Consider the following 21,401-nt stretch of genomic DNA (forward strand, 5'->3'; position numbering starts at 1 on the left):
CTTTAATCCTTAATGAAATGTCCTACAAATTTAGAGTAGTTATCTAAAATTTTGCCGCCCTTTCTATATCCAAGCGCGCACGCCTCATAAGCGTAAAATACCCCTGCTTGGTAGCTCTCGCCCCTATCATCTTGGTTAAACTCGTAAAATTCTTGATAGATAGCTTTGTTTGAGTCGTATTCGCCATCACTGCTTGCTATTTGTGCGCCGTTTTCATCGTATATAGAGACGTTTGCACCTTCTCTGCCAAATACCGGTTTTTTCACATATTTTTTGCCTTTTAGTGGCTCATTTGAAGTCTCAAGCAAGAGCGGGTGATTAGGATATAGATCCCAAAGGATTTTTAAAATCCCTTTGCTTTGAAAAAGTAGCGTGTAGGCTGGATTTATGATGATAGCTTTTTGATTTTTTACAATGTTTGAAAGTATGAGAGCCAGCTCGCCCTCATCGATCGCTATGCTCTCCCAAGGGACAAGCTTGAACCAGTACTCGAAATTTTCATCATTTTTAAAAATGCCCTCATTATCGTTAAAAACGACCTCATCAACGTAGGCAAAGTCTGTTTCAAAGCCAGCCTCTTTTGCGATGTATTGCAGTAGTTTTACGGTCTGCTCGTCCTCGATACTGCCTGCGATGCTGCTAAAGAGTATCCCCCAGCCCTCGTAAAGCTCATCAAAGTCCGCATCCTCGTCGCCAAGCGTGATGAGACGTTTGAAATTTTGCTTTAGCGACTCGTAAAGGTCGTTAAACTGGGCCGCTTCATCCATGTGATTTAGCTTTAGCATCGCCCACTGGATGATCGCCGTCTCAAAAACTGCCGTTGGCGTGTCGGCGTTAAACTCAATGAGCTTTATAGGCTTACCATCAAGCCCGCCAGCTAGGTCAAACCTGCCGTAAAGGTGCCAGTGAACGTCATTTTCCCAGCTATTTTTTATGATATCAACAAGGTTAAATGGTATGCCTATTTCGTGAAAAAGGTTGTTGTCGATCACGTGCTGAGCGGCATTTACGTACATATCATATAGCTCGTTTGCCGCCTCGTAGTAGGCATTTGCCTCTTTTTCGCTTACTTGCACGATCTCATCTGCGATATACGAGCTGTTATCGTTATCTGTATGCCATGCAAAGCCGATTTTCTCCATAAATTCGTTGTTTAACGGTTCTATCTTTTTTAAATTTATCATTTTCAGCCTCCAAAGCTTGATGAACTAGAGCCTGACTTTGAACCACCACCGAAAAATCCGCTCTTACCGCCGCCGCTTCTTGCAGCAGAATTTGCCGCTTTTTGCTTGTTAAAGCTATCGACGCTTCTTGTGTAAGCACTTGGATTTTTATATGTGCTTTGGCGATTTGCTTGGAAATTTTGGTTACCAAAGAGCTTACTGCCTATCCAGCTACCAAGTATCGCGCCAGCTGCTGAAGCAAGGATAGTCTCGCCAAGGCTTAGCCCGCCGCTACTTAGCTGTGCGTCGCTCGTTCTTGTCAAATTTGAAGTGTTATTGTCGATCTTTGCGTTTGCTTGAGCTAGAAGTTTATCGATCTCATCTTTACTTAGCACGCGCTCAGTGCCGTTCATATCTTTTAACACAACCCTCGTTTCAGTGCTTGGATACTCTTCTAAAATTTTATAAACGCCAGGTGCGCTCTCTTCGATGATGACAAAGGCGCCGTTTTTTTGCGCAACTTCGTTTAGTGCGTTTCCATTGCCGCCATCGTCGCTTCCACAACCTGCAAGTCCAGCCATGATAATGGCACCAAATCCCCCAACCGCAGCATAAGTAGCTATTTTTTTAATGTGTTTCATATCTCTCCTATCAACTCTTTTAAATTTTTATGTCTTCTAACAAGTATCACGCCGCGTTTAAATTTGATAAATTTGGAGTGATGTATCGCTTTTATTATCTTTTCACTGATTTTTTTTGTCGCTTTTGGTTTTAAATTTAACTCCTTTAGATATTCGCTTAAATTTATCCATTTTGACTCGTCCTCTATCTGCGCATCTATCGCCACTTCGCTTGTGGCACTTTCATTTTTAGGTGCTAAAAGTGGCCTTTGCATGGCGTTTAGAAACTGCATGAGCTTCTCGTCTCTATCCTTGTAAATTTGCAAAATTTCATTTTTTCGCTCGATGAGCATCTGCTCTTTTTCTTTAAAAAGCCTATCTTTGTCGGCTTGCAAATTTAAATTTAAGCTCTTAAGCTCATTTAGCTCATTTAGCAAATAACTTACAAACTCGTCGTTTTGGGATTTAGTTTTTGTGCTTTTTGAAGCGGTTTTTGCGGGTTTTTCGCTGCTTGGCTCCTCGTCAAGGATGACAAATTTTGTGCCATTTTCAATGACTGTTTTCAACGAGCCTCGGCGGATTCTATTATAGACTGCTTCTTTTGTTATGCCTAAAATTTCTGCAGCTTCATTTACAGCTAGCTTTTGCATCGGATTTCCGTTTAAAATAAAATAAAAAAATTGCTTTGATTATAAAAAAATAAGGCTAAAAGAAGAGTTAAACAAAGAGAGCAAAGCTCCCTTTGTCTTGGTTTTAGAGTCTTGACTCGTAGCGTCTAAGCATATAAAGACGTTTAAGCATTTTCTTGCGAGCAGCAATTTTTTGTTTCTTGCGGATCTCAGTCTTAGGCTCAAAGAAGCGTCTAGCTCTTGCTTCAGTAACGACTAAGTTACGATCAGTTTGTTTTTTAAACTTTCTGTAACCCTCGTCAAATGACTCGTTAGGATGTACCTTAATACCAGGCAACGTCCTCACCACCTTTCAGATTAAAATAAGCCGTGAGTATAGTTTAACTTTCATAAATTTAAGCTTTTAGGCAAATTTAAAATATTTAATACTTTTTTAATAACCCAAAATTTATAATCTTGAAATTTCAAAAAAAGGCTCACCATGTCAAAGGATGTTCATCTTAGCTACGCCAAGAGGCGTTACATTTTTTTCGCCTGTATCACGCTATTTGTCTTTATTTTGCCATTTATCAGGATAAATGACGCGCAGCTATTTTTGCTAAGTTTTGATAAGAGCAGGGTCGATCTATTTTTTACAAAATTTGATATGCAAGAGCTATATTTGATGCCGTTTTTGTTTATCACTTTGTTTTTGACTATATTTTTTCTAACAACGCTTGCAGGGCGTATCTGGTGTGGCTGGAGCTGTCCGCAGACCATTTTTAGAACGCTCTTTCGTGACTTTTTGCAGACTAAAATTTTAAAGATCAGAAAAAATATCCAAAATAAACAAAATGAGCCGCAAGGTCAAATTTTTAAGCGTGCATTAGCAGTTGGAATTTGGTGCGTTTTAGCCCTTATCATAGCTGCAAATTTCATGTGGTTTTTTGTGCCACCACTTGATTTTTTCGCTTATCTAAATGACGCAAGCGAACATAAAATTTTACTTGCATTTTGGCTTAGCATCGCTACTTGGCTAGTCTATGACGTGGTCATTTTAAAAGAGAATTTCTGCGTTTATGTCTGCCCGTATGCGAGGGTGCAGTCAGTTATGTTTGATAGTGACACGATCCAAGTTATTTATAATCAAAAACGAGGCGGCGTCATATATGAAGGCCGGGAGAAATTTAAAAAGCCAAAAGAAGAAGGCGCGCTTTGTACTGGGTGCGAGGCCTGCGTGAGGATATGCCCAACGCATATAGATATAAGAAAAGGCATGCAGCTTGAGTGTATAAACTGCCTTGAGTGTAGCGACGCGTGCGCTAAAGTGATGGGGCATTTTAACGAAAGCTCGCTTATAGAGTGGAGAAGTATAAATTCTCAAAATGAAAATAAAAAGGTGAAAATTTTTAGATTTAGAACGGTTGCTTATCTTGTCATTTTGTGCGTAGTTTTGGTAGCTACAGCGCTGATGAGTGGTAAAAAAGAGAGCATGCTTTTAAATATAAATAGAACAAGCGAGCTTTACAAGGTTTTAGATCAAGGTGAGGTTGAAAATTCTTACGTTTTCTTGGTGCAAAATACCCAAAGCAAGGATCATAAATTTTACTTTGAGATAGATGATAAAAGCATAGAAATTTCTCGTCCAAATAGGCCCTTTACGCTAAAAGCTGGCGCAAAACAAAAGGTCATCGTCACGCTAAAATCAAAAAATGAAAACACAAGCGAAAAAGATCTTTTAAAACATATAAATATAAAAGCTTACGCCACTGACGAGCCAACTATCAGCGTGCAAAGGGCTAGCACCTTTATCTATCCTAAAAGATGATAAAATGGCGAAAATTTAGCGGGAAGTGAAATGGCGATCTCAGAAAAAGGCAAGAAACGATACGAGCTCATCGTAAAAACAGCGCTTGAGCTATTTTTAAAAAATGGCTACGAAAAGACAAGCCTTAGCGATATCGTGGCGATAAGTGGCGGCTCGCTTGCTAGCATTTACACATTTTTTGAGAGCAAAGAGGGGCTTTTTCAAGCGATCATCGAGCAAGAGATAGATGCGCTTATAAAAGAGGTCGATGAGAGGATAGATCTTAAAATTTCTCACAGCTTGGAGGAGTTTTTAACCAAATTTGCAACCATTATTTTTTCTATCATCTGCACCAAGAAAAATATCTCACTTGGCAGGATAATGATAAGCGAGAGCTCTAAAAATGGTGGCAAACTTGGCAGGGTATTTTTAGATCAAATTTTAAATAGGATCGACCTTGTGCTTATAAATTTCTTTGAAAGAGATGAGATAAAAGCACAGCTTAATCCAAAATTTCCAGCCAAATTTGCCGCAAAATGCTTTATAGAAAATGTAAAGGGGTCACATTACTACAACGCTCTCATATTAGACGAAGAGCCAAAACTAAGCAAAAAAGAGCGTGAAGAGCACGTTGCTTTGTGCGTTGAGCTATTTTTAAATGGCATTGTTAAAAGTTGAATTGACTTTTAATTTATATTTAGTTATAGTCAGTGACTTTTATAATTTGTAATAAAAATTACAAAACTAAATTTGGGATTAAAATTTAAAATTAAGAGAGGTTTTTATGTTGAAATTTAAAAGTTTTCTTGTGCTTTCAGCTGCCGTTTTTTTGTTTTCTGGCTGCTTTGAAAGTGGCGACAAAAAGGCTGCTGCAGGCCGCCAGATGCCAACATCTCATGTTGATATATTTGTTGCACAAAAAGCAGATGTGCCTATTAGCTTTGACTACACGGCCACAGTTACAAGTAACCAAGATGTCATCATCTATCCAAAGGTTGGCGGCACGATCATAAAGCAGTTTTTTAAGCCTGGCGATAAGGTAAAGGCTGGAGAGAAGCTATTTCTCATAGATCCAGAGAAATATCAAGCCAGCTACGACTCACTTGACGCAGCTGTTGGCGTTGCAAATGCAAATTTAAAAAATGCCGAGACTGAGTTTAAAAGAATTTCTGCCCTTTATAAGAAAAATGCAGTCTCTCAAAAAGACTACGACGCAGCCGTTGCAGCTTATGATATCGCAAATGCAAATTTAGTAAGCGCAAAAGCAAATTTAAAAAGTGCAAAAATAGATCTAGGCTACACAAGCATAGTAGCTCCATTTGACGGTGTAGTGGGCGATAATAAAGTCGATGTTGGCTCACTTGTAGTAGCAAGCCAAACACAGCTTGTAAGACTAACTAAGATAAATCCGATCGAGGCTGACTTTTACATCGCAGACGTGGATAATCTAAGTAGAAAAGCAAATTTAGATAGTGGCGCTTGGCAGCAACTAAATAGCGAGGCTGTCTTAAATTTAAACAATGAAGATTTCACTGGCAAAGTGACTTTTATAGATAACGTCGTAAATACCGCAACTGGCAGCGTTTTGGCAAAGGCTAGCTTTGATAACAGTGAGGGTAAAATTTTACCAGGTGCGTTTGGTCATATAAAGATGAGTGGATTTGTTCAAAAAAATGCCTTTAACATCCCACAAGTTGCCCTTCAACAAAGCGCTACAAACACTTATGTTTTGGTCGTAAAAGATGGCAAAGTAGGCCAAAAAAATGTAAAAACAGGATATCAAACAAAAGATATGGTCGTAGTGACTGATGGTCTTGAAGAGGGCGATAAGATAATAGTTAGTAACTTCCTTAAAATCGGAGTTGGCGCACCAGTTGAAACTGACAAAGACCTAAGTGCAGAATTTATAAACGGCAAAGATGCAAACGCTACAAGTAGCAAGTAAAGGCAGATAGATGTTTTCAAGATTTTTCATAAACCGCCCGATATTTGCAACTGTTATATCTATCATCATAGTTATAGCAGGTTTTATGGGTATCAAGGGGCTTCCAATAGAGGAGTATCCAAGTCTTACTCCGCCTACTGTCTCTGTAACTGCGACATATAGCGGTGCTGATGCGCAGACTATCGCTGACTCAGTCGCTAGTGCCATTGAAGATCAGATAAATGGCGTTGAAAATATGCTTTATATGCAAAGCACCTCAAGCTCAGCTGGTACTATGAATATAAGCGTCTATTTCAAGATCGGCTCATCAGCAAAACAAGCTACGATCGATGTAAATAACCGCGTGCAAGCTGCCCTTTCAAGATTGCCTCAAGAGGTGCAAAATATGGGCGTAACGGTGCGTGAAAGAAGTGGTTCGATCCTTCAAGTAGTTGGCTTTACAAATCCAAATATGAACCAAGTTGAGTTATATAACTATGTAAATTTAAACATCGCTGACGCGATCAAAAGGGTAAATGGCATCGGCGATACAGTTCTAATTGGCAACAAAGAGTATTCGATGAGAATTTGGCTAAAGCCAGACAAACTCGCTCAGTTTAAACTAACTCCAAGCGATGTCATCTCACAAGTAAGAATTCAAAACTCACAATACGCCGCTGGCAAGATCGGCGAGCAGCCATCAAAGGGTGAAAACCCTTATGTTTATTCTGTCGTTTCTGAAGGACGTTTTAAAGATCCAAAGCAGTTTGGCGAAATTTTGATAAAAAGCGAAGACGGCACAGTTGTTAAGCTAAAAGAGGTCGCCACAGTCGAGCTTGGAGCTGCTAGCTACGCATCTGAAGCTATGCTAAATGGCAAGCCAGCAGTGCCACTTTTACTATTTTTACAAAACGATGCAAACGCACTTGCAACTGCAGAAGCAGTCGCCGCAAAGCTTGAAGAGCTAAAGAAAACCTATCCAGTTGGTCTAGAGCACACCATAGCCTACAACCCAACTGAATTTATCACCGTCTCAATAGACGAAGTTATAAAAACTTTCATAGAAGCGATGGTGCTAGTTCTTATCGTAATGTACTTCTTCTTAAAGAGCTTTAGAGCTACCATCATACCAATGCTTGCCGTACCAGTCTCTATCATAGGCACATTTGGCGGTCTTTATGTTATGGGCTTTAGTATAAATTTGATCACACTTTTTGCCCTGATCCTAGCCATCGGTATCGTCGTAGATGACGCGATCATCGTTATAGAAAACGTCGAGAGAATTTTGCATGAAGATAAAGAAATAAGCGTAAAAGACGCCACGTTTAAGGCGATGGAGGAGGTACAAACCCCAGTCATCTCTATCGTGCTCGTGCTTTGCGCGGTTTTCGTGCCAGTTTCATTTATGGAGGGCTTTGTTGGCGTTATACAAAAGCAGTTTGCGCTAACGCTTGTTGTTGCTGTTTGTATCTCAGGCTTTGTCGCTCTTACTCTTACGCCAGCACTTTGTGCGGTTATGCTTAAAAAACAAGAAAACAAGCCATTTTGGATAGTTCAGAAATTTAACGACTTTTTTGACTTTAGCACTAGACTCTTTACAGCAGGCGTGGCAAAAATTTTAAAACACGTCATCATTAGCTTTATAGTCATTGGCATAATGGGATTTGCGACGTATGGCCTTTTTCAAAAGGTGCCAAAAGGGCTTGTGCCTTCAGAAGATAAGGGCGCTTTGTTGGTTATCACCTCGCTTCCACCTTCAACAAATATGCTAAAGACCAAAGAAGAGGTAAAATCTATTAGTAACGCCATTTTGAGCAACCCAAATGTCGAATTTACCATGGGATTTGCAGGCTATGATATGCTAGCTAGCTCGCTTAGAGAAAACTCAGCTATCAGCTTTGTCAAGCTAAAAGACTGGAGCGAAAGAAAAGGCGCAACGGACGGTGCAGATGCCTTAGTAGGTCAGTTTAACGGCATGCTTTGGGGTTCAAAAAACTCAATGACCTTTGTCGTAAATGTGCCACCTATCATGGGTCTATCAATGACTGGCGGCTTTGAGATGTATCTACAAAATAAGAGCGGTAAGAGCTACAATGAGATAGAAGCGGACGCTAGAAAGGTAACTGCAGCTGCAAACGCAAGACCTGAGCTAACTGGCGTAAGAACGACGCTTGAAACAAACTACCGCCAGTTTAAGATAACAGTTGATAAAGAAAAGGCAAGGCTATTTGGCGTAAGCGAGAGCGAAATTTTTAGCACGATAGCAGCCAGCTTTGGCTCTTACTACATAAATGACTTTAACCTTGCGGGTAAATCATACCGCGTATACGCAAGGGCAAGCGATAACTTTAGAAACAACCCCGAGGATCTAAGAAAAATTTTCGTCCGCTCATACGAGGGCGGCATGGTGCCATTAAATTCAGTAGCGACGCTCACAAGATCGATCGGACCTGATATCGTTGATAGATTTAACCTCTTCCCTGCGGCGAAGATCATGGGCGATCCAAAGCCTGGCTACACATCAGGCGATGCGATAAGAGCGATACAAGAGGTCGTAAATGACACACTAAGTAGTGATGAGTACGCTATAAGCTGGGCTGGAACGGCGTATCAAGAGGTAAATTCTCAAGGAACAGGCACAGTCGCTTTTATCTTTGGTATGGTCTTTGTCTTTTTGATCCTTGCGGCTCAGTACGAAAGATGGCTCATCCCACTTGCAGTCATCACTGCCGTGCCGTTTGCAGTATTTGGCTCGTTGCTAGCTGTTTGGATAAGAGGGCTGACAAACGATATCTACTTTGAGATCGGACTCTTGCTACTCATCGGTCTAGCGGCCAAAAATGCCATTTTGATCGTAGAATTTGCTATGCAAGAGCGCGAGAGTGGAAAGAGCATATTTGAATCAGCTGTAAATGCGGCCAAACTTCGCTTTAGACCTATCGTAATGACCTCGATCGCATTTACTCTAGGTGTTTTCCCGATGGTTATAAGTACGGGTGCTGGCGCTGCATCTCGCCACTCACTAGGAACTGGCGTAGTTGGCGGCATGATCGCATCAACAACAATAGCGATATTTTTCGTGCCTATGTTTTACTATTTGCTTGAAAATTTAAATGAAAAATACTGGAAAAAGGGAGCAAAAAAAGATGAGAAATAAGGCGTTTATACTTATAACAGCGGCGTTTTTGGCTGGTTGCTCGTTTCGCCCAGATATGCCAAATGTGGATACAAATTTCACCTCAACATATAGTTTTGAAACAAGCGATATAAGAGATCTTTGGTGGAAGGAATTTAAAGATGAAAATTTAAATATTCTTGTTGAAAGTGCACTTGAGAAAAATACAAATTTACGCATCGCATATTTAAATTTAGAGAAGGCAAAGGCAAGCCTTGGTGTTGCTGAGGCTAGCTTGCTCCCTGGGGTAAATTTAAATGTAAGTTATACCAAAGCAAAAACCAGTGGTGAAACTTACACTGGGCAGCCTCAAACACGCTATAGAAGCTCGAGCATAAATTTAGGGCTAAACTACGAGATAGATCTTTGGGGTAGAGTGCGAAATAGCGTACTTGCAGCTAATGAAAGCCTAAATGCTAGCAAATTTGACTACGATAGCGCAAGGCTAAGCCTTAGCTCAAGTGTGGCGAAAAGCTACTTTGCTCTAGTGTCGCTAAACATGCAAGAAGCGGTGCTAAAAGAGACACTAAAAACCTACGAAGATACGCTATCGCTTCGCAAGACGCAGCTTGATCTTGGTGGCATAAATGAGATGACCTATCTGCAAAGTAAAGCTGAAGTAGAAAGGGCAAAGACTAGCCTAACTTCAGTGCTAAACTCAAAGTCGCAAGCGCTAACCTCGCTAGCTATCCTAACTGGCAAGAGCAATGATGAAATTTTAAAAGGAGCCGTTGCTAGTGCGCAAAATTTACCAAGTTCGCCTGAGATAAACGCTGGCATCAGCTCTGATGTCTTGCTTAGAAGAAGTGACGTGGCAAAGGCGCTAGCAGATCTAAAAGCTACAAATGCTCTTGTGGGCGTGGCAAAAGCTGATTATTTTCCTACGATCTCACTTACTGGACTTTTAGGCTTTACAAGTATTGATTTTGAAAATATATTTGTAGGAAATGCCAATACTTGGAACATAGGTGGCTCTTTAGCGCAAAAAATATTTGACTATGGCAGGACAAAAAACAATGTCCGAGTCGCTGAGACAAACGAGCAAATCGCGGCCGTCACTTACGAAGCGACCGTTAGATCGGCCCTTGGTGAGGTTAGAGATGCTCTTATATCAAGGCAAAACGCAAAGCTCTCTTTGGATCAGGTAAAAAATTTGCTACAATCGCAGCAAAAAATTTATTCGCTCGCCAAAGATCAGTATGACGCTGGCTACATCGGACACCTAGAGCTTCTTGATGCACAGAGGAATTTGCTTCAAGCAAAGCTTCAAGATATCTCAGCTAAACTTGATGAGGTAGATAGCGCGGTTGAAGTTTATAGAGCGCTTGGCGGCGGATTTAAGGTAGATAAATAAACTCAAAAAGGAGAAAAGTTGATGACTAAGATTTTAAATTTTTTATTTTCTTGGGGATTTTTTGTTTTTGCTATTGCTCTTGGCGTAGCATTATGGTTTGCGATAAATTACGTGGATACCATTAGGCTTGAGTCAAGCTTTTATGATATCGGCGAGATATTTATGATGGCAGCTGTATTTGGTATCGTTTTTTACCTTATTGCAGCGATATTTGTTATACCTATTAGGGCGATGACAAAAAAGGCCTAAATCCTCTTTTCATCTAAGAATTAAATTTCTTAGATGAACCCTCAAAACATCTTATAAATTTCTTTTTACTTATTTTAAATTTTTAGAAGTAGAAAGGGCGAAGATCGCCCCTTGAAGTATAAAATTTGATTATTTTGCGCTTTTGCAGCCGCATGTGCAGCCTAAGATCCTATAAATGATAGCTCCGATGATAGCTCCAACGATAGGTGCAACCCAGAAAAGCCAAAGCTGCTCTAACGCCCAAGTACCTTGGAATATCGCAACGCCAGTTGAGCGAGCCGGATTAACCGATGTGTTTGTAATAGGTATCGAGATAAGGTGGATAAGCGTCAAGCCAAGGCCAATAGCGATCGGTGCAAAGCCCTTTGGAGCACGTTCATCAGTCGCACCTAGGATGATGATAAGGAAAAACGCAGTTAGAACGACCTCTGCAACTAGCGCTGAGACTAGACTGTAGCCATTTGGTGAGTGCTCGCCGTATCCGTTGCTAGCAAAACCGCTCGCAGTAGCGTCAAATCCAGCCTTGCCTGAAGCGATAAGATATAGTACGCCAGCAGCTGCGATCGCTCCGATAACCTGTGCGATGACGTAAGGCACGAAGTCTTTTTTGTCAAATCTTCCGCCAACTAGCAAGCCAACTGAGACAGCAGGGTTGAAGTGACCGCCACTGATGTGACCAACTGCGTAAGCCATCGTAAGAACTGTAAGGCCAAAAGCAAACGCAACACCCACAAAACCAATACCAAGCTCTGGAAAAGCTGCTGCAAATATCGCACTACCGCAACCTCCAAAAACTAACCAAAATGTGCCAAAAAACTCGGCTAAATATCTCTTCATTTTCTCCCTTTTAGGTAAATTAAAAGGGGCGATTTTAGCAAAAACGTGTGACATTACAAAATATTGTAAAGATAAAGTTTTATGTAAATTTACTTGTGGATTTGGATTAAATTTAGAGTGTTTTACATAGTAACTTATATTAAAATTTAATACCCTATTACGTCAATAATATATTTTCTCATTATATTTTGGCACGATAAGTTGGTTTTCCCCAAGTTTTATTTTATTCATATCTATTTGGTTATTGTTTTTTGCATCAAACATAAAATTTTTTATATTTTTGCATTTATTTGCCTCTTTTGTTAAGCACTCTACCTTGTATATGGCTTTCTTTGTTAGAAGGTTATAGTCCAAGTTTTGATCTCTTACATTTTTATCTAGCATATCTACGGTAACGCCTATTAATTTCCAAATTTTATCTTTTAAGTCAAGTCTGTATTTATAGGCACAGCTCCACTCAAATCTACCGCCACCGCCACTATGATTTATTGTGATCACTCTATTTTTTATCTCCAAACCTTCAAAAGGATCTCCCATGGCACCACCATCATCAGAATTCATTATTACATTACTAAATTCTTGCCATTTGATCCATTTATTTTCACTATCTCTTTTGAAAATTTGCAAAAATCTGTGTAAGTCACTATCTTGCCAAACCACTACTCTTTCATCCACATTATCACCGTCTAGGTCCCCAAAAGCTTCTGAAATTTCAGAAGCAAATAAAAATCTGCTTAGTAAAACTACTATATAAAATGTTTTCATTTGAGCACTTTCTATAATTTTTACAAATTAACTTTATAGATCATAAAAAAGCCATTTGCATCAAGATAAAGCGGTAAAGATACGCTAGTAGGCATATTGCAAAGCAAATTTTAAAAGATCTTTCACGTCCTTTAAAAAATGAGTAAATGCCAATTATTGCAATGGTGATAAAGAACAAAGCTATAAAAAATATTTCTATTGGAAGCAAAGCATAATCTTGCTTAAGAGTTGTAGGAAATTTTAAACCAAAAAACTCTAACGATATCAAAATACAAGATATTATGGTATCAAGGAAGTAGGACACGACAAGATATCCGATAAAGAGATTATTATAAAATTTATCTAGGAAAATAAAAACTAGACCAAGTACCCCAAAAATAAAATATCTGCCTATGATTTCATGCTGCAAAAGAGTAGAAAATGACAAGGATGATGCAAATACCATAGAGCAAGATAGAAGCAAAAATAAAAACAAAAATACGTATTTAAAAATCTTGGTCATAGTCTGTTTCTTCTGTGCAAAATTTTAACTTTAAATCACTATCGCATTTTATATTTTTTTGCTTATATTTTATAATGAGTGGAATTTTATCTTTACTTTTTATAAGTTCTATATAGTTTAGTAATACTTCAAAAAAACGTATGTCATTTTCACATAAATCGATACAGCCCCTGCTACCTGCCTTTTCTCCACCGTGTATAAAGAAATTATTTCTTTTTATTTCTTTGCTGTCATCTAACAAAGTTACACTTTTAGGAAGTATCGGGATTCTAACACTGCCCCAAGATTTCTTGCCGCCAGGCCAAGAACCCATCGCAATACTTGCTTTAAAGTGTTGAACATTATCTAACTTTTCCCAATATTGAATTGCATCATCTTTATTACTAGACAAAGGCGTTATATAATACGTACCTTCAGGAACTGGCCCCTCGTTTGCCAAAAGTTGTCTTTTTTTACTGTAGTCAAAGTAATAATTTGAACCACCTTTTATTGGCGCACCTGAAACCGCCTTAAAGGAATGAACTTGTTTTAATTCATTATAAGTTATATGTATTGATAAAAATTCTCCATCAAATTCTAAAAATAATGATTTCTCGTACTTTATATCAACCCTTCCATGAGTTTTACCATATCTCGTCGTATATCTTGGTGCTTTTAGATATGCAAAAAACACTAATGTACTATCACCTTCTTTTAGCTTATCCAGTAGCTTTTGATCTTTTATATCAGTTTGTGGAGTGAAGCTTATCTCTTTTCCTTTAAATTTCTCTCCTTCCAGCTTTATATCATTTGCTACAAAATTTGCCTTTACTTCCTTGTTATACTCGCCTTGCTTGATAATTTTATAAGACCAATTCACCTCTTTATAGTTATCATCACCCTTATTTGGCTTATAGATAGCTTTTAAATTTATAGTGTCCTGTATGGTTGTTTGATCTATGTTTTGTACATCTACAACTACGCCAGTTATATTATTTGCCACCTCAATAAGTGAAGTTTTTAGATCATATGTGATACTGCCTTCTGCTTTTTTCTTTGCTTCAAGAGAGATGACGCTATTATCACTCATGCTATGGATATCGCTAGTTGAGTAGTCTTTACTTAGATCACGGTAGGCTAATATAAATTTAGTTGTTCTTTTAAAGACACTTTGGTCTTTGTCTAGAATAAGATTTATATTAAATTTAGCCGTGTATGAGTTTTTATCTGCTTCTTCATTATCATTTTTCTCAAGTGAGCATGAGCGATATACCCTTTTGTCTTCGCAGTTATGCAAATAAATTTCTTTGATATCGCTACTATTTAAATTTTCATCAGTGATTATTAGATTTTTTACTATGAGATTACAATTTCCATTATTTGTAGTTGGTTTGCTCTCTTCTTTATCTGCTAGTTTTAGTCTTACATCAAACATGGCTGAGGATTTATCGCTTCTTAGGCTAAAGCCATTTTCTTTAGCAAAATTTAGCAGGTTAAAGTTTAGATTATTAAAGAAATTTAAAGTTACTTTGGAGCCATCATAAGAGTATTTTTTATCTTGTGATATAAATTTATTGTTGCTATCTTTGTAAAGCGTGACATCTCCGCTTGTCGCTGAATCTACAAATTTTATATCTTCTTCTTTGCTGTTTGCTTCGTATGGGTTAAATTTATAGTTAGTTAGCATAAGCTTACTTTCATCTTTACTTCCTTGTGGGTTTAAATTTATACAGTCTAGGTATGTCTTATCTGCCAAGATGATGGTAAGTTTTGTATTTTTAGGCTGATATGGCGCTATGATCTGCGCTGAATAATAGGGGCATATCAGTAAAATTTCTTCTTTATTGCCCGCTTTAAACTCAGAATTTTCTTCTCGCTTTTTTAACGCTTTGTTTATCTTTGAGATGTTGTTAGTTCCATCAGAGCTTATGCTAACTACATAGATATTATTTAAGGAGAAACTCTTAGATAGCATATAATTTATTTTTTTACAAAATGGTTCAAAAATCACTATATCAAAATCATTTAATGATTTTTGAAATTCAAGCAAGGTTTGTTTGCTGTCTTCATAGTTTGATAAGCTTTTGTATTTATCATTATTAGACCAAGAGTGTGGCAAATTTAGTATAGAAAAGAGATCAAGTGCTGCTTCAAACGATAAGTCATTTGGATTTATAGCGCCTTCTTTTTCAATAGACTTGGATATATCTATTATTGTTAAGAATTTATGCTTAAAAAATTTAAATACATCACTGCCGTAAAAACCACCGATAATTGCTCCCGCCGTGGCACCGACTATAGAACCGATAGGACCCAAGAAGATACCAGTAGTAGCACCTAATGCTGCACTGGTTAAATATGATGTAATAACAGTTCCAATAACATCTTCCATGCTTTTATCAGGATTACCGTTTTTGTCAAATACTCCGTTTATAACACCATCAACTACTGAAAATATCTTTCCGTATGGTGTTGTGCTGGCAGCACTATTTGCTATTTTTATTCCATAGTCAAGCAAGCCACTTGTAAAAGCTAAATACCCACTAAATGTTGCTAATGCATAGGTTCTACTATTCTCAAAATTTTCTTTGCTAGCATTTTTATCAACGTAATTGACTACAGTTATTGTATAGTCGGCAGTATTGTTATTATCAAATTTCATTTAAATTACCTGTATACCAAAATTCTTTATATAAATTTTTATTTTGAAAAATATTTATTACTTTTTTTAAATCACATTTATCAAAAGAGTATATATCTACTATGATTGAACCAAAACACTCTAAAAATTTAACACCAAATTTTAATCTTATGAAAAAGAATTTATTCGTAAAATATTTATAATACCAAAGATACTTTACTTCAGTATATTTTATAGTTTGCGACCAAAATTTATATTTTGCAATAAAAAAATTATCATAAAAAATAACACTCTGGAGCATAAGAGGTAATATATACGCAAAAAAAGCTAGCAGCAATAGTATTCCACCAAATATAGCTAACCTTACTTCCCCTGATAGCAATAAAAATATAGAGATAAAAATGGTTAAAAATCCAATAAAAGCGTTAAAAACTGAGCCAAATATTCTTGTTCGCTTTATTACTAAAACGGGTTTTTCTTGATTACTATCCATGAGTTTCACTCCTTATTCGAAAATTTTACTTTAGTTATTATGAGATAAATTTATTTCTTGTCATTATCAACCATAATTTCTCTGGTAATTAATTGCATCAAAATAAGACCTTTAGCGCTACTTATATTTTTCAAAGGAGAAACCGATGTTGCAATATCACCGGTCACAGTCAGTAAATTTTTAGCTGCGTCAAGATTATTTAAGAATTTATCTCTTTTTGCTTGATTTAGATTGTCCAAATTGTTCTCCTATTTTAATACTCTCGTAATTATGACCTAACTCTTTATAAAATTCTAACTCATCTATATCTATTTTAAACTTGTTTAGAAAGTACTTTTTTATTAATGCTCTCTCAAATCTTGAAGTAGCGAGTATATTTAGCACTTTATCCTCTTGAAATATAATTACTGCATCATAGCTTTTATAGTAAGAACCCTTTGTTTTTACCAAATAAAATAGCCATTTTACAAATTTAAAAATTTTAAGCACTGATATTAAGGCAATAGGCAAAAGCCACTTTCTTAGTTTCTCTTGGATGCCTTTATACTTTTGAGATTTATGATAATAGTCGTCATAAGTCTTATAAATTTCAAATTTTTCACATAAATTTATACTCTCTATTAAATGACCATCTTGTAGAAATTCTATCTTTTCATTAGTTAATTTTACTATTCGTTTACGTCCATAAAAAAGGTATGGACGAATGTAAATAAAAAATATATGCGATATCATTAAGCATATCAAAAACGTTGCGCCTTTAAATACCCCAAATGCTAACAATATAGCTACTAATGGGATATGTAATAAAAACATAAATATTGAATTGTAGTCTTTTATAACTATCGGTCTTTTATCATAATCTCTCAATTTTATCCTTGCTTGCCTAGCTACTCTATACTATTTTAAGACCTCTTTGCTTTTTATATTTTTACAACGCCTTGATATCTCCGCCGATGACTCTTAGTCCCATGCTGTCAAATATCGCTTTTATGCCGCCAACCTCTATCACAACACTTGCGCCATTTATCGTTACTTTTGTGCTCTCTACTTGGTGTATGATCTCATTTTTAGCATTGACTTCGTATGTCGTCTCGATCTCGCTATATTTTGAGTCCGCCATCTCGGTATGCTGTGCGGCTGTCTTTGTCGTGAGATTTGACTTGGCGTTTATATCGATATAGTTGTTTGCCTGAAGCACGATGTGCTCGTTACTAAACTCATTTATGCCTTTTTGCGAATTTAGCTTGTAGCTACCATCTATGTTTTGCTCTTTAGTACCTTTTATCTCTTTGGTTTCGTCGTTGTGTATGGTTGTATTAAGATTTGATTTTATCTCGACAAATTTATCATTGCCGACAAACTCATGTCTATCTTGACCAACTCTAGTTGTATCATCAACAGCTACATTTAGTGTATTTGAGACGCCTACTACCGTATCTTTTGAAAGTCCAACCGTCGTTAGATATTCGCCACCGACATTTACGTTTTTAGCAAGATCTATCGTTTGGATGTGTGCTTTTTTGACCCTTTCGGTGTAGCTACCATGCACTTGAGAGCTTTTGTCGTTTAGGATCGTTTGAGAAAAGTCGTTATTTACTAGCTCGTCGTAGTCTTTCTCCGCTTTTACATAAATTTGCTCTTTATTTTTTAAGTTTGACAAAGTGATCTCGTTTATGCCGGTCTCGTTTGCACCGATTGTTTTTGAGCTAAGCGATGTTTGGTGGTAGTTGTTATCTACATTTACTAGTGGCATATTTGAGGCATTATATAGGCTGCCGCTTACCACTGGGTTGTCTATGTCGTTTTGCAAAAATGAGATGATCACCTCATCGCCGACCCTAGGTATCGCAAAGAAGCCAGAGCTGTTGCTAGCTATCGGCGTGATCACTCTTAGATAGGCACTTTTATGATAGCTTGCGTTTATGGTATCATCTTTATCTATCTGCTCTTGTGTGCTAAAGGCATTTAGTCTTACCTTTACCCTACCGTAGCTATCCGTATGGATGGTGTTTATTTGGCTGTTTAGCCCATCTTGTCCTACAACAAGACCTAGAGTGATGTCAGGCGCTTTTGGCTTTTGCTTGTAGCTTGGCACAAATTTCACACTGCTTGGGATGATGCTTAGTTCATTTGTATATGAGCTTATAAATTTCTTATCTTTTAAAGGGACATTGTCGCCTAAATTTAGAGTATTTTCTAAGACACTTTCGTCTATATAAGTGTGTTTTATGGCTATTATTTTAAACTCATATTCGCCACTACTTTGATCTATGGCGACTGAGATATTGTCGTTTAAATTTAGAGCAAAGACATTTGAGCTAGCGATAAATTCTTTTAAAAGCATATCGCTTCTTAGCTTTTTAAGATAGGTGCTGACCTCAAGCAACCTCGTATCACTAAATGAATACTCATCTAAATTTATATGCTTATCATAGATATTTACCTGCTCGTCAAATATCTTCTCATTTTTGCTCTCTAGTACGTTTGGATAGGCTGTGTTTTGAAATGAGTGGGTGAAGCTATTTGCTTTTAGAGTTTCGCTCTTTGTGATTTTATTTATGTGTTCGCTTGCAAGATTGTTATTTAAATTTACATTAAAGCTTACTTTTCTAGCCTCTTTGCCATTGCTCGGTTCGCTCTGTACTAGGCCTTCAGCTTGGTTACTATAAGCTAGGATAAAGGTATCGTGAAAGTAAATTTTCTCATTATCTTCGTAAAAATATATACCGCTATCATGGCAAAGTCTTGTTATAAAGGCTAGGTCACTTTCGTTGTACTGCGCTATAAATTCTTTTTTATTGTAGCTATTTTTGATGTTTGAGAAGTCTAGCTCTTTGGTTAGCCTTTGCTTGTTAAAAGACAAAATTTCTTTTACTACTTCAAGCACGCTTTGGTCTGTGTAAATTCTATTTGCTCTATTTATACTTAGTCTATATAGCGAAGATGTGAGTTTAAATTTGAAGAAATATTTTTTGTCTATATTTGTACTGCTATCGTCATCAACGCCTAGATACTCGACATCGCTTACTATGCCGCTAAAGTAGATATGGTCACTGCCATTATTGCCTGGGATGATACTCTTGTTCGTAGAAGATGGTCTTTTTATACTTAGCTTCATGCCTTTATCAAGGTATCTATATATGCCAGTTTGAGCGTTATCGTTATATATGCTCTCTAAATTTTCGTAAAGCGGGTTTTTGACTAAATTTATATAGGCAAAGCACTCTATGCTAAATATATCCTCTAAACTCTCATTTATATCAGCCCTTGTGACTATAAATTTATCGTTTGCTATCTGAAGAGTAGAGAAGGCATCGTTAGATACGCCATAATCTACAAAGCCGTCTGTTGCCACCGAGTTGCCAGATGCTAGCATGACTGGCCTAGTTAGTGATGATGTTGGTGATGTTATGTTTTTGTCCATTTGTTGCTCTTTCAATCTTTTTTCTAAACTATCATAGTTATTATTGGTTTCATTTGGTTTATTAAATAAACATTTGTATTGTCTCGCTTTTTTCTCTAAGTTTTCTCTTGATTTGTTAGGTGACTCATATAATACTTGTGCTATATCCCAAATTCTAGTAGTTCTTTGCAGGTTTGCATCATTTAATAAATTTATTTTTATTCCCTTAAAGTCATTAATATTAATGCTTGGATCTTTTTCAAAAATACTTTCTGTTGATATGCCAACCTCAGATAGTACAGTACCTACCACAGAATGACATACCTGAGAATTATCTCCTATTTGTACGGACAAAGTAGAAAAGTCGATAGTCGTATTATCAAGCTCTATTTCATAATCTATTTCCGGGTCTATTTTTTGTGCAGCATTAACCATCTTAGACCAATAATCATCTATATCGCTGTCATCTATGTCTAATTTTATATATTGCCACCCATTTGGTTTTTTACCATTATATGCATCAAGAGTTTGATCTATATCTTTATCTATATCTATTTTTAAATCCATGAAGTTAAAAGATGCAGCTTGTGTATTTGGTCCACCTCTAATTATCTTGGCTTCTCCAAAACCATCTCTTTTTACAAGGCTAGTATGCCAATTATTACCAAAAACAGGTACTCTTTCAAAGTATATACCTTTGGGCAAATACTGATTACTTATTTTTATATCAGGCATATTAATATTTCCCTACAATCTTGTACTTTTTAATAACTAAAATTTTTATAATACTATATACTATAGTTATAACCATAAAAATTGGTAGCACTAGTTGAACAGCCATTGCTAATCCCATCTCATTATAAAAACCAATTACATAAAATGGTAAAAAAACACATGTAAAAAAATAAAATTTAGAATAAGTATATAAGCTTGCATCATTAATCATATACTTAAAAGCCATGTATCTCAAAATAGCAAAAATAATCATGCACAAAGCCATAAATAATATGCCATAAAATTTTATATTACCTACATCATCAAATAAAAATCTAAAGTATAAAGCCAAAATAAAAGAAATAAAAAAATATACGGGATGCCCAAAACACATAATAACAACGGACAAATATTTAATAATTATATATCTGTAAAGACCACAAAAGTGCATTAGTAAATCTATTAAGACAATAACAATTATAATAAATGCAAAAATCCAAATTATATTCATTTTATAAACCAATTTTTATTTAATATTAATACTTTTGTATTATAAATTTTACGAAAGTATGAGAACCAATCTTTTTCACCCACAACTGAATAAATTGCAACTTTTGACATTATTGTTTTTCCTTATTATTAAACGCAATGGTTTTTAAAAGGTTTTTATTACTAGGTGGTGTACTGCTAGGTATCCAAGTTTCTTTATAAACATTTACTTTTATATTTGCTTTCGTTTTTATTTTTGCTATCTCTATATTTTCAAATATCTTTTTTAAAGCTTCATCGCCAGAGCTATATATATTTATATCGTAACGATTAAAAAAACATGCCCAAGTTCCATTTGCATCATCTTTACTAAGTCCTTGATATATCATTTTTTCAGCATATTGATTTTCATCAGTTAAACACTCTACTCCTTCGCACCCAACCAAAATGAAAGAGAGTGGTACTAAAAATAAAAGTCTATAGCCAAAATTTAGCATCATCTCTTCTCGCTTTCTAAAAGCTTATCTAAATCTTTTTCATCTCCTACTATCTTTAGTATAACCCTTAAATAGCCATAATGATAAGGATCTTGTCCATGTTCTAATAGTTTTTTGATTAATTTAAATTTTTCTTCTTTAAATTCTTTATATTTTTGAGTTTTTATAAATTCTAGTAGCT

General features: G+C 36.5%; 18 protein-coding genes and 1 pseudogene. 6 read left to right on the top strand and 13 right to left on the bottom strand.

Annotation, left to right across the window (positions count from 1 at the left end):
- Positions 1-2 precede the first annotated feature (2 nt).
- The 4 genes from B9N65_RS04910 to rpsU all read right to left on the bottom strand — a co-directional run bounded on the left by B9N65_RS04910 (position 3) and on the right by rpsU (position 2,749).
- Entirely contained in the window at positions 3-1,184 is a 1,182-nt protein-coding gene (locus B9N65_RS04910) for a glutathionylspermidine synthase family protein (protein ID WP_087583031.1), read from the bottom strand.
- A gap of 2 nt (positions 1,185-1,186) precedes the next feature.
- Positions 1,187-1,804, bottom strand: a complete 618-nt coding sequence (locus B9N65_RS04915) for a UPF0323 family lipoprotein (protein WP_087583032.1) — start codon at positions 1,802-1,804, stop codon at positions 1,187-1,189.
- Positions 1,801-2,433, bottom strand: coding sequence for a DNA-binding protein (locus B9N65_RS04920; protein WP_087583033.1), 633 nt, complete (start codon positions 2,431-2,433; stop codon positions 1,801-1,803). Before B9N65_RS04920 ends, B9N65_RS04915 begins: the two co-directional genes overlap by 4 nt.
- Positions 2,434-2,536: 103 nt before the next feature.
- Positions 2,537-2,749 (bottom strand): 30S ribosomal protein S21, encoded by a 213-nt coding sequence (rpsU, locus tag B9N65_RS04925; RefSeq protein ID WP_009294994.1) that lies wholly within the window; start codon positions 2,747-2,749, stop codon positions 2,537-2,539.
- A gap of 144 nt (positions 2,750-2,893) precedes the next feature.
- Here rpsU and ccoG point away from each other — a divergent pair, with 144 nt between their 5' ends.
- The 6 genes from ccoG (at position 2,894) to B9N65_RS04955 (ending at position 10,900) form a co-directional block, all read left to right on the top strand.
- Positions 2,894-4,219, top strand: coding sequence for a cytochrome c oxidase accessory protein CcoG (gene ccoG / locus B9N65_RS04930; protein WP_087583034.1), 1,326 nt, complete (start codon positions 2,894-2,896; stop codon positions 4,217-4,219).
- Positions 4,220-4,249: 30 nt separating this feature from the next.
- Positions 4,250-4,876 carry a TetR/AcrR family transcriptional regulator gene (locus B9N65_RS04935; RefSeq protein WP_087583035.1) on the top strand — a complete coding sequence of 209 codons (627 nt, stop codon included), beginning with the start codon at positions 4,250-4,252 and terminating at the stop codon, positions 4,874-4,876.
- A gap of 106 nt (positions 4,877-4,982) precedes the next feature.
- Complete coding sequence (locus B9N65_RS04940; RefSeq protein ID WP_087583036.1) at positions 4,983-6,143, top strand: efflux RND transporter periplasmic adaptor subunit; 1,161 nt, start codon at positions 4,983-4,985, stop codon at positions 6,141-6,143.
- A gap of 10 nt (positions 6,144-6,153) precedes the next feature.
- Complete coding sequence (locus tag B9N65_RS04945; RefSeq protein WP_087583037.1) at positions 6,154-9,279, top strand: efflux RND transporter permease subunit; 3,126 nt, start codon at positions 6,154-6,156, stop codon at positions 9,277-9,279.
- Entirely contained in the window at positions 9,269-10,651 is a 1,383-nt protein-coding gene (locus B9N65_RS04950; protein ID WP_087583038.1) for an efflux transporter outer membrane subunit, read from the top strand. The genes B9N65_RS04945 and B9N65_RS04950 overlap by 11 nt, the downstream gene beginning before the upstream one ends.
- 21 nt (positions 10,652-10,672) lie before the next feature.
- On the top strand, positions 10,673-10,900 hold the full coding sequence (locus B9N65_RS04955; RefSeq protein WP_004318043.1) for a hypothetical protein: 228 nt from the start codon (positions 10,673-10,675) through the stop codon (positions 10,898-10,900).
- Between the two features lie 129 nt (positions 10,901-11,029).
- Here B9N65_RS04955 and aqpZ read toward each other — a convergent pair whose 3' ends face one another.
- The 9 genes and pseudogenes from aqpZ to B9N65_RS05010 form a co-directional block, all read right to left on the bottom strand.
- Positions 11,030-11,737, bottom strand: coding sequence for an aquaporin Z (gene aqpZ, locus B9N65_RS04960; RefSeq protein ID WP_087583039.1), 708 nt, complete (start codon positions 11,735-11,737; stop codon positions 11,030-11,032).
- Positions 11,738-11,899: 162 nt separating this feature from the next.
- Entirely contained in the window at positions 11,900-12,502 is a 603-nt protein-coding gene (locus B9N65_RS04965; RefSeq protein WP_087583040.1) for a hypothetical protein, read from the bottom strand.
- A gap of 485 nt (positions 12,503-12,987) precedes the next feature.
- Positions 12,988-15,645 carry a DUF2778 domain-containing protein gene (locus B9N65_RS04975; RefSeq protein ID WP_087583042.1) on the bottom strand — a complete coding sequence of 886 codons (2,658 nt, stop codon included), beginning with the start codon at positions 15,643-15,645 and terminating at the stop codon, positions 12,988-12,990.
- The gene (locus B9N65_RS04980) at positions 15,635-16,117 is read right to left on the bottom strand and encodes a hypothetical protein (RefSeq protein WP_087583043.1); all 483 of its coding nucleotides are present in this window, start codon (positions 16,115-16,117) and stop codon (positions 15,635-15,637) included. The genes B9N65_RS04975 and B9N65_RS04980 overlap by 11 nt, the downstream gene beginning before the upstream one ends.
- Before the next feature lie 50 nt (positions 16,118-16,167).
- The gene (locus tag B9N65_RS04985) at positions 16,168-16,356 is read right to left on the bottom strand and encodes a hypothetical protein (protein ID WP_087583044.1); all 189 of its coding nucleotides are present in this window, start codon (positions 16,354-16,356) and stop codon (positions 16,168-16,170) included.
- Positions 16,325-16,984, bottom strand: coding sequence for a hypothetical protein (locus B9N65_RS04990; RefSeq protein ID WP_087583045.1), 660 nt, complete (start codon positions 16,982-16,984; stop codon positions 16,325-16,327). Before B9N65_RS04990 ends, B9N65_RS04985 begins: the two co-directional genes overlap by 32 nt.
- A 61-nt stretch (positions 16,985-17,045) precedes the next feature.
- On the bottom strand, positions 17,046-20,255 hold the full coding sequence (locus B9N65_RS04995; RefSeq protein WP_180385128.1) for a type VI secretion system Vgr family protein: 3,210 nt from the start codon (positions 20,253-20,255) through the stop codon (positions 17,046-17,048).
- A 599-nt stretch (positions 20,256-20,854) separates the two neighbouring features.
- On the bottom strand, positions 20,855-21,223 hold the full coding sequence (locus tag B9N65_RS05005) for a hypothetical protein (RefSeq protein ID WP_087583047.1): 369 nt from the start codon (positions 21,221-21,223) through the stop codon (positions 20,855-20,857).
- Positions 21,220-21,401 (bottom strand): annotated as a pseudogene (locus tag B9N65_RS05010) (hypothetical protein); the annotation flags it as partial. The gene B9N65_RS05005 and the pseudogene B9N65_RS05010, both read right to left, overlap by 4 nt.

This window comes from Campylobacter concisus (genome assembly GCF_002165815.1).
Classification (GTDB): domain Bacteria; phylum Campylobacterota; class Campylobacteria; order Campylobacterales; family Campylobacteraceae; genus Campylobacter_A; species Campylobacter_A concisus_BH.

Coding starts and splice junctions, on each gene's coding strand:
- B9N65_RS04910 (WP_087583031.1), bottom strand. CDS start 1,184: ATGATAAATTTAAAAAAGATAGAACCGTTAAACAACGAATTTATGGAG.
- B9N65_RS04915 (WP_087583032.1), bottom strand. CDS start 1,804: ATGAAACACATTAAAAAAATAGCTACTTATGCTGCGGTTGGGGGATTT.
- B9N65_RS04920 (WP_087583033.1), bottom strand. CDS start 2,433: ATGCAAAAGCTAGCTGTAAATGAAGCTGCAGAAATTTTAGGCATAACA.
- ccoG (WP_087583034.1), top strand. CDS start 2,894: ATGTCAAAGGATGTTCATCTTAGCTACGCCAAGAGGCGTTACATTTTT.
- B9N65_RS04935 (WP_087583035.1), top strand. CDS start 4,250: ATGGCGATCTCAGAAAAAGGCAAGAAACGATACGAGCTCATCGTAAAA.
- B9N65_RS04940 (WP_087583036.1), top strand. CDS start 4,983: ATGTTGAAATTTAAAAGTTTTCTTGTGCTTTCAGCTGCCGTTTTTTTG.
- B9N65_RS04945 (WP_087583037.1), top strand. CDS start 6,154: ATGTTTTCAAGATTTTTCATAAACCGCCCGATATTTGCAACTGTTATA.
- B9N65_RS04950 (WP_087583038.1), top strand. CDS start 9,269: ATGAGAAATAAGGCGTTTATACTTATAACAGCGGCGTTTTTGGCTGGT.
- B9N65_RS04955 (WP_004318043.1), top strand. CDS start 10,673: ATGACTAAGATTTTAAATTTTTTATTTTCTTGGGGATTTTTTGTTTTT.
- aqpZ (WP_087583039.1), bottom strand. CDS start 11,737: ATGAAGAGATATTTAGCCGAGTTTTTTGGCACATTTTGGTTAGTTTTT.
- B9N65_RS04965 (WP_087583040.1), bottom strand. CDS start 12,502: ATGAAAACATTTTATATAGTAGTTTTACTAAGCAGATTTTTATTTGCT.
- B9N65_RS04975 (WP_087583042.1), bottom strand. CDS start 15,645: ATGAAATTTGATAATAACAATACTGCCGACTATACAATAACTGTAGTC.
- B9N65_RS04980 (WP_087583043.1), bottom strand. CDS start 16,117: ATGGATAGTAATCAAGAAAAACCCGTTTTAGTAATAAAGCGAACAAGA.
- B9N65_RS04995 (WP_180385128.1), bottom strand. CDS start 20,255: ATGCCTGATATAAAAATAAGTAATCAGTATTTGCCCAAAGGTATATAC.
- B9N65_RS05005 (WP_087583047.1), bottom strand. CDS start 21,223: ATGATGCTAAATTTTGGCTATAGACTTTTATTTTTAGTACCACTCTCT.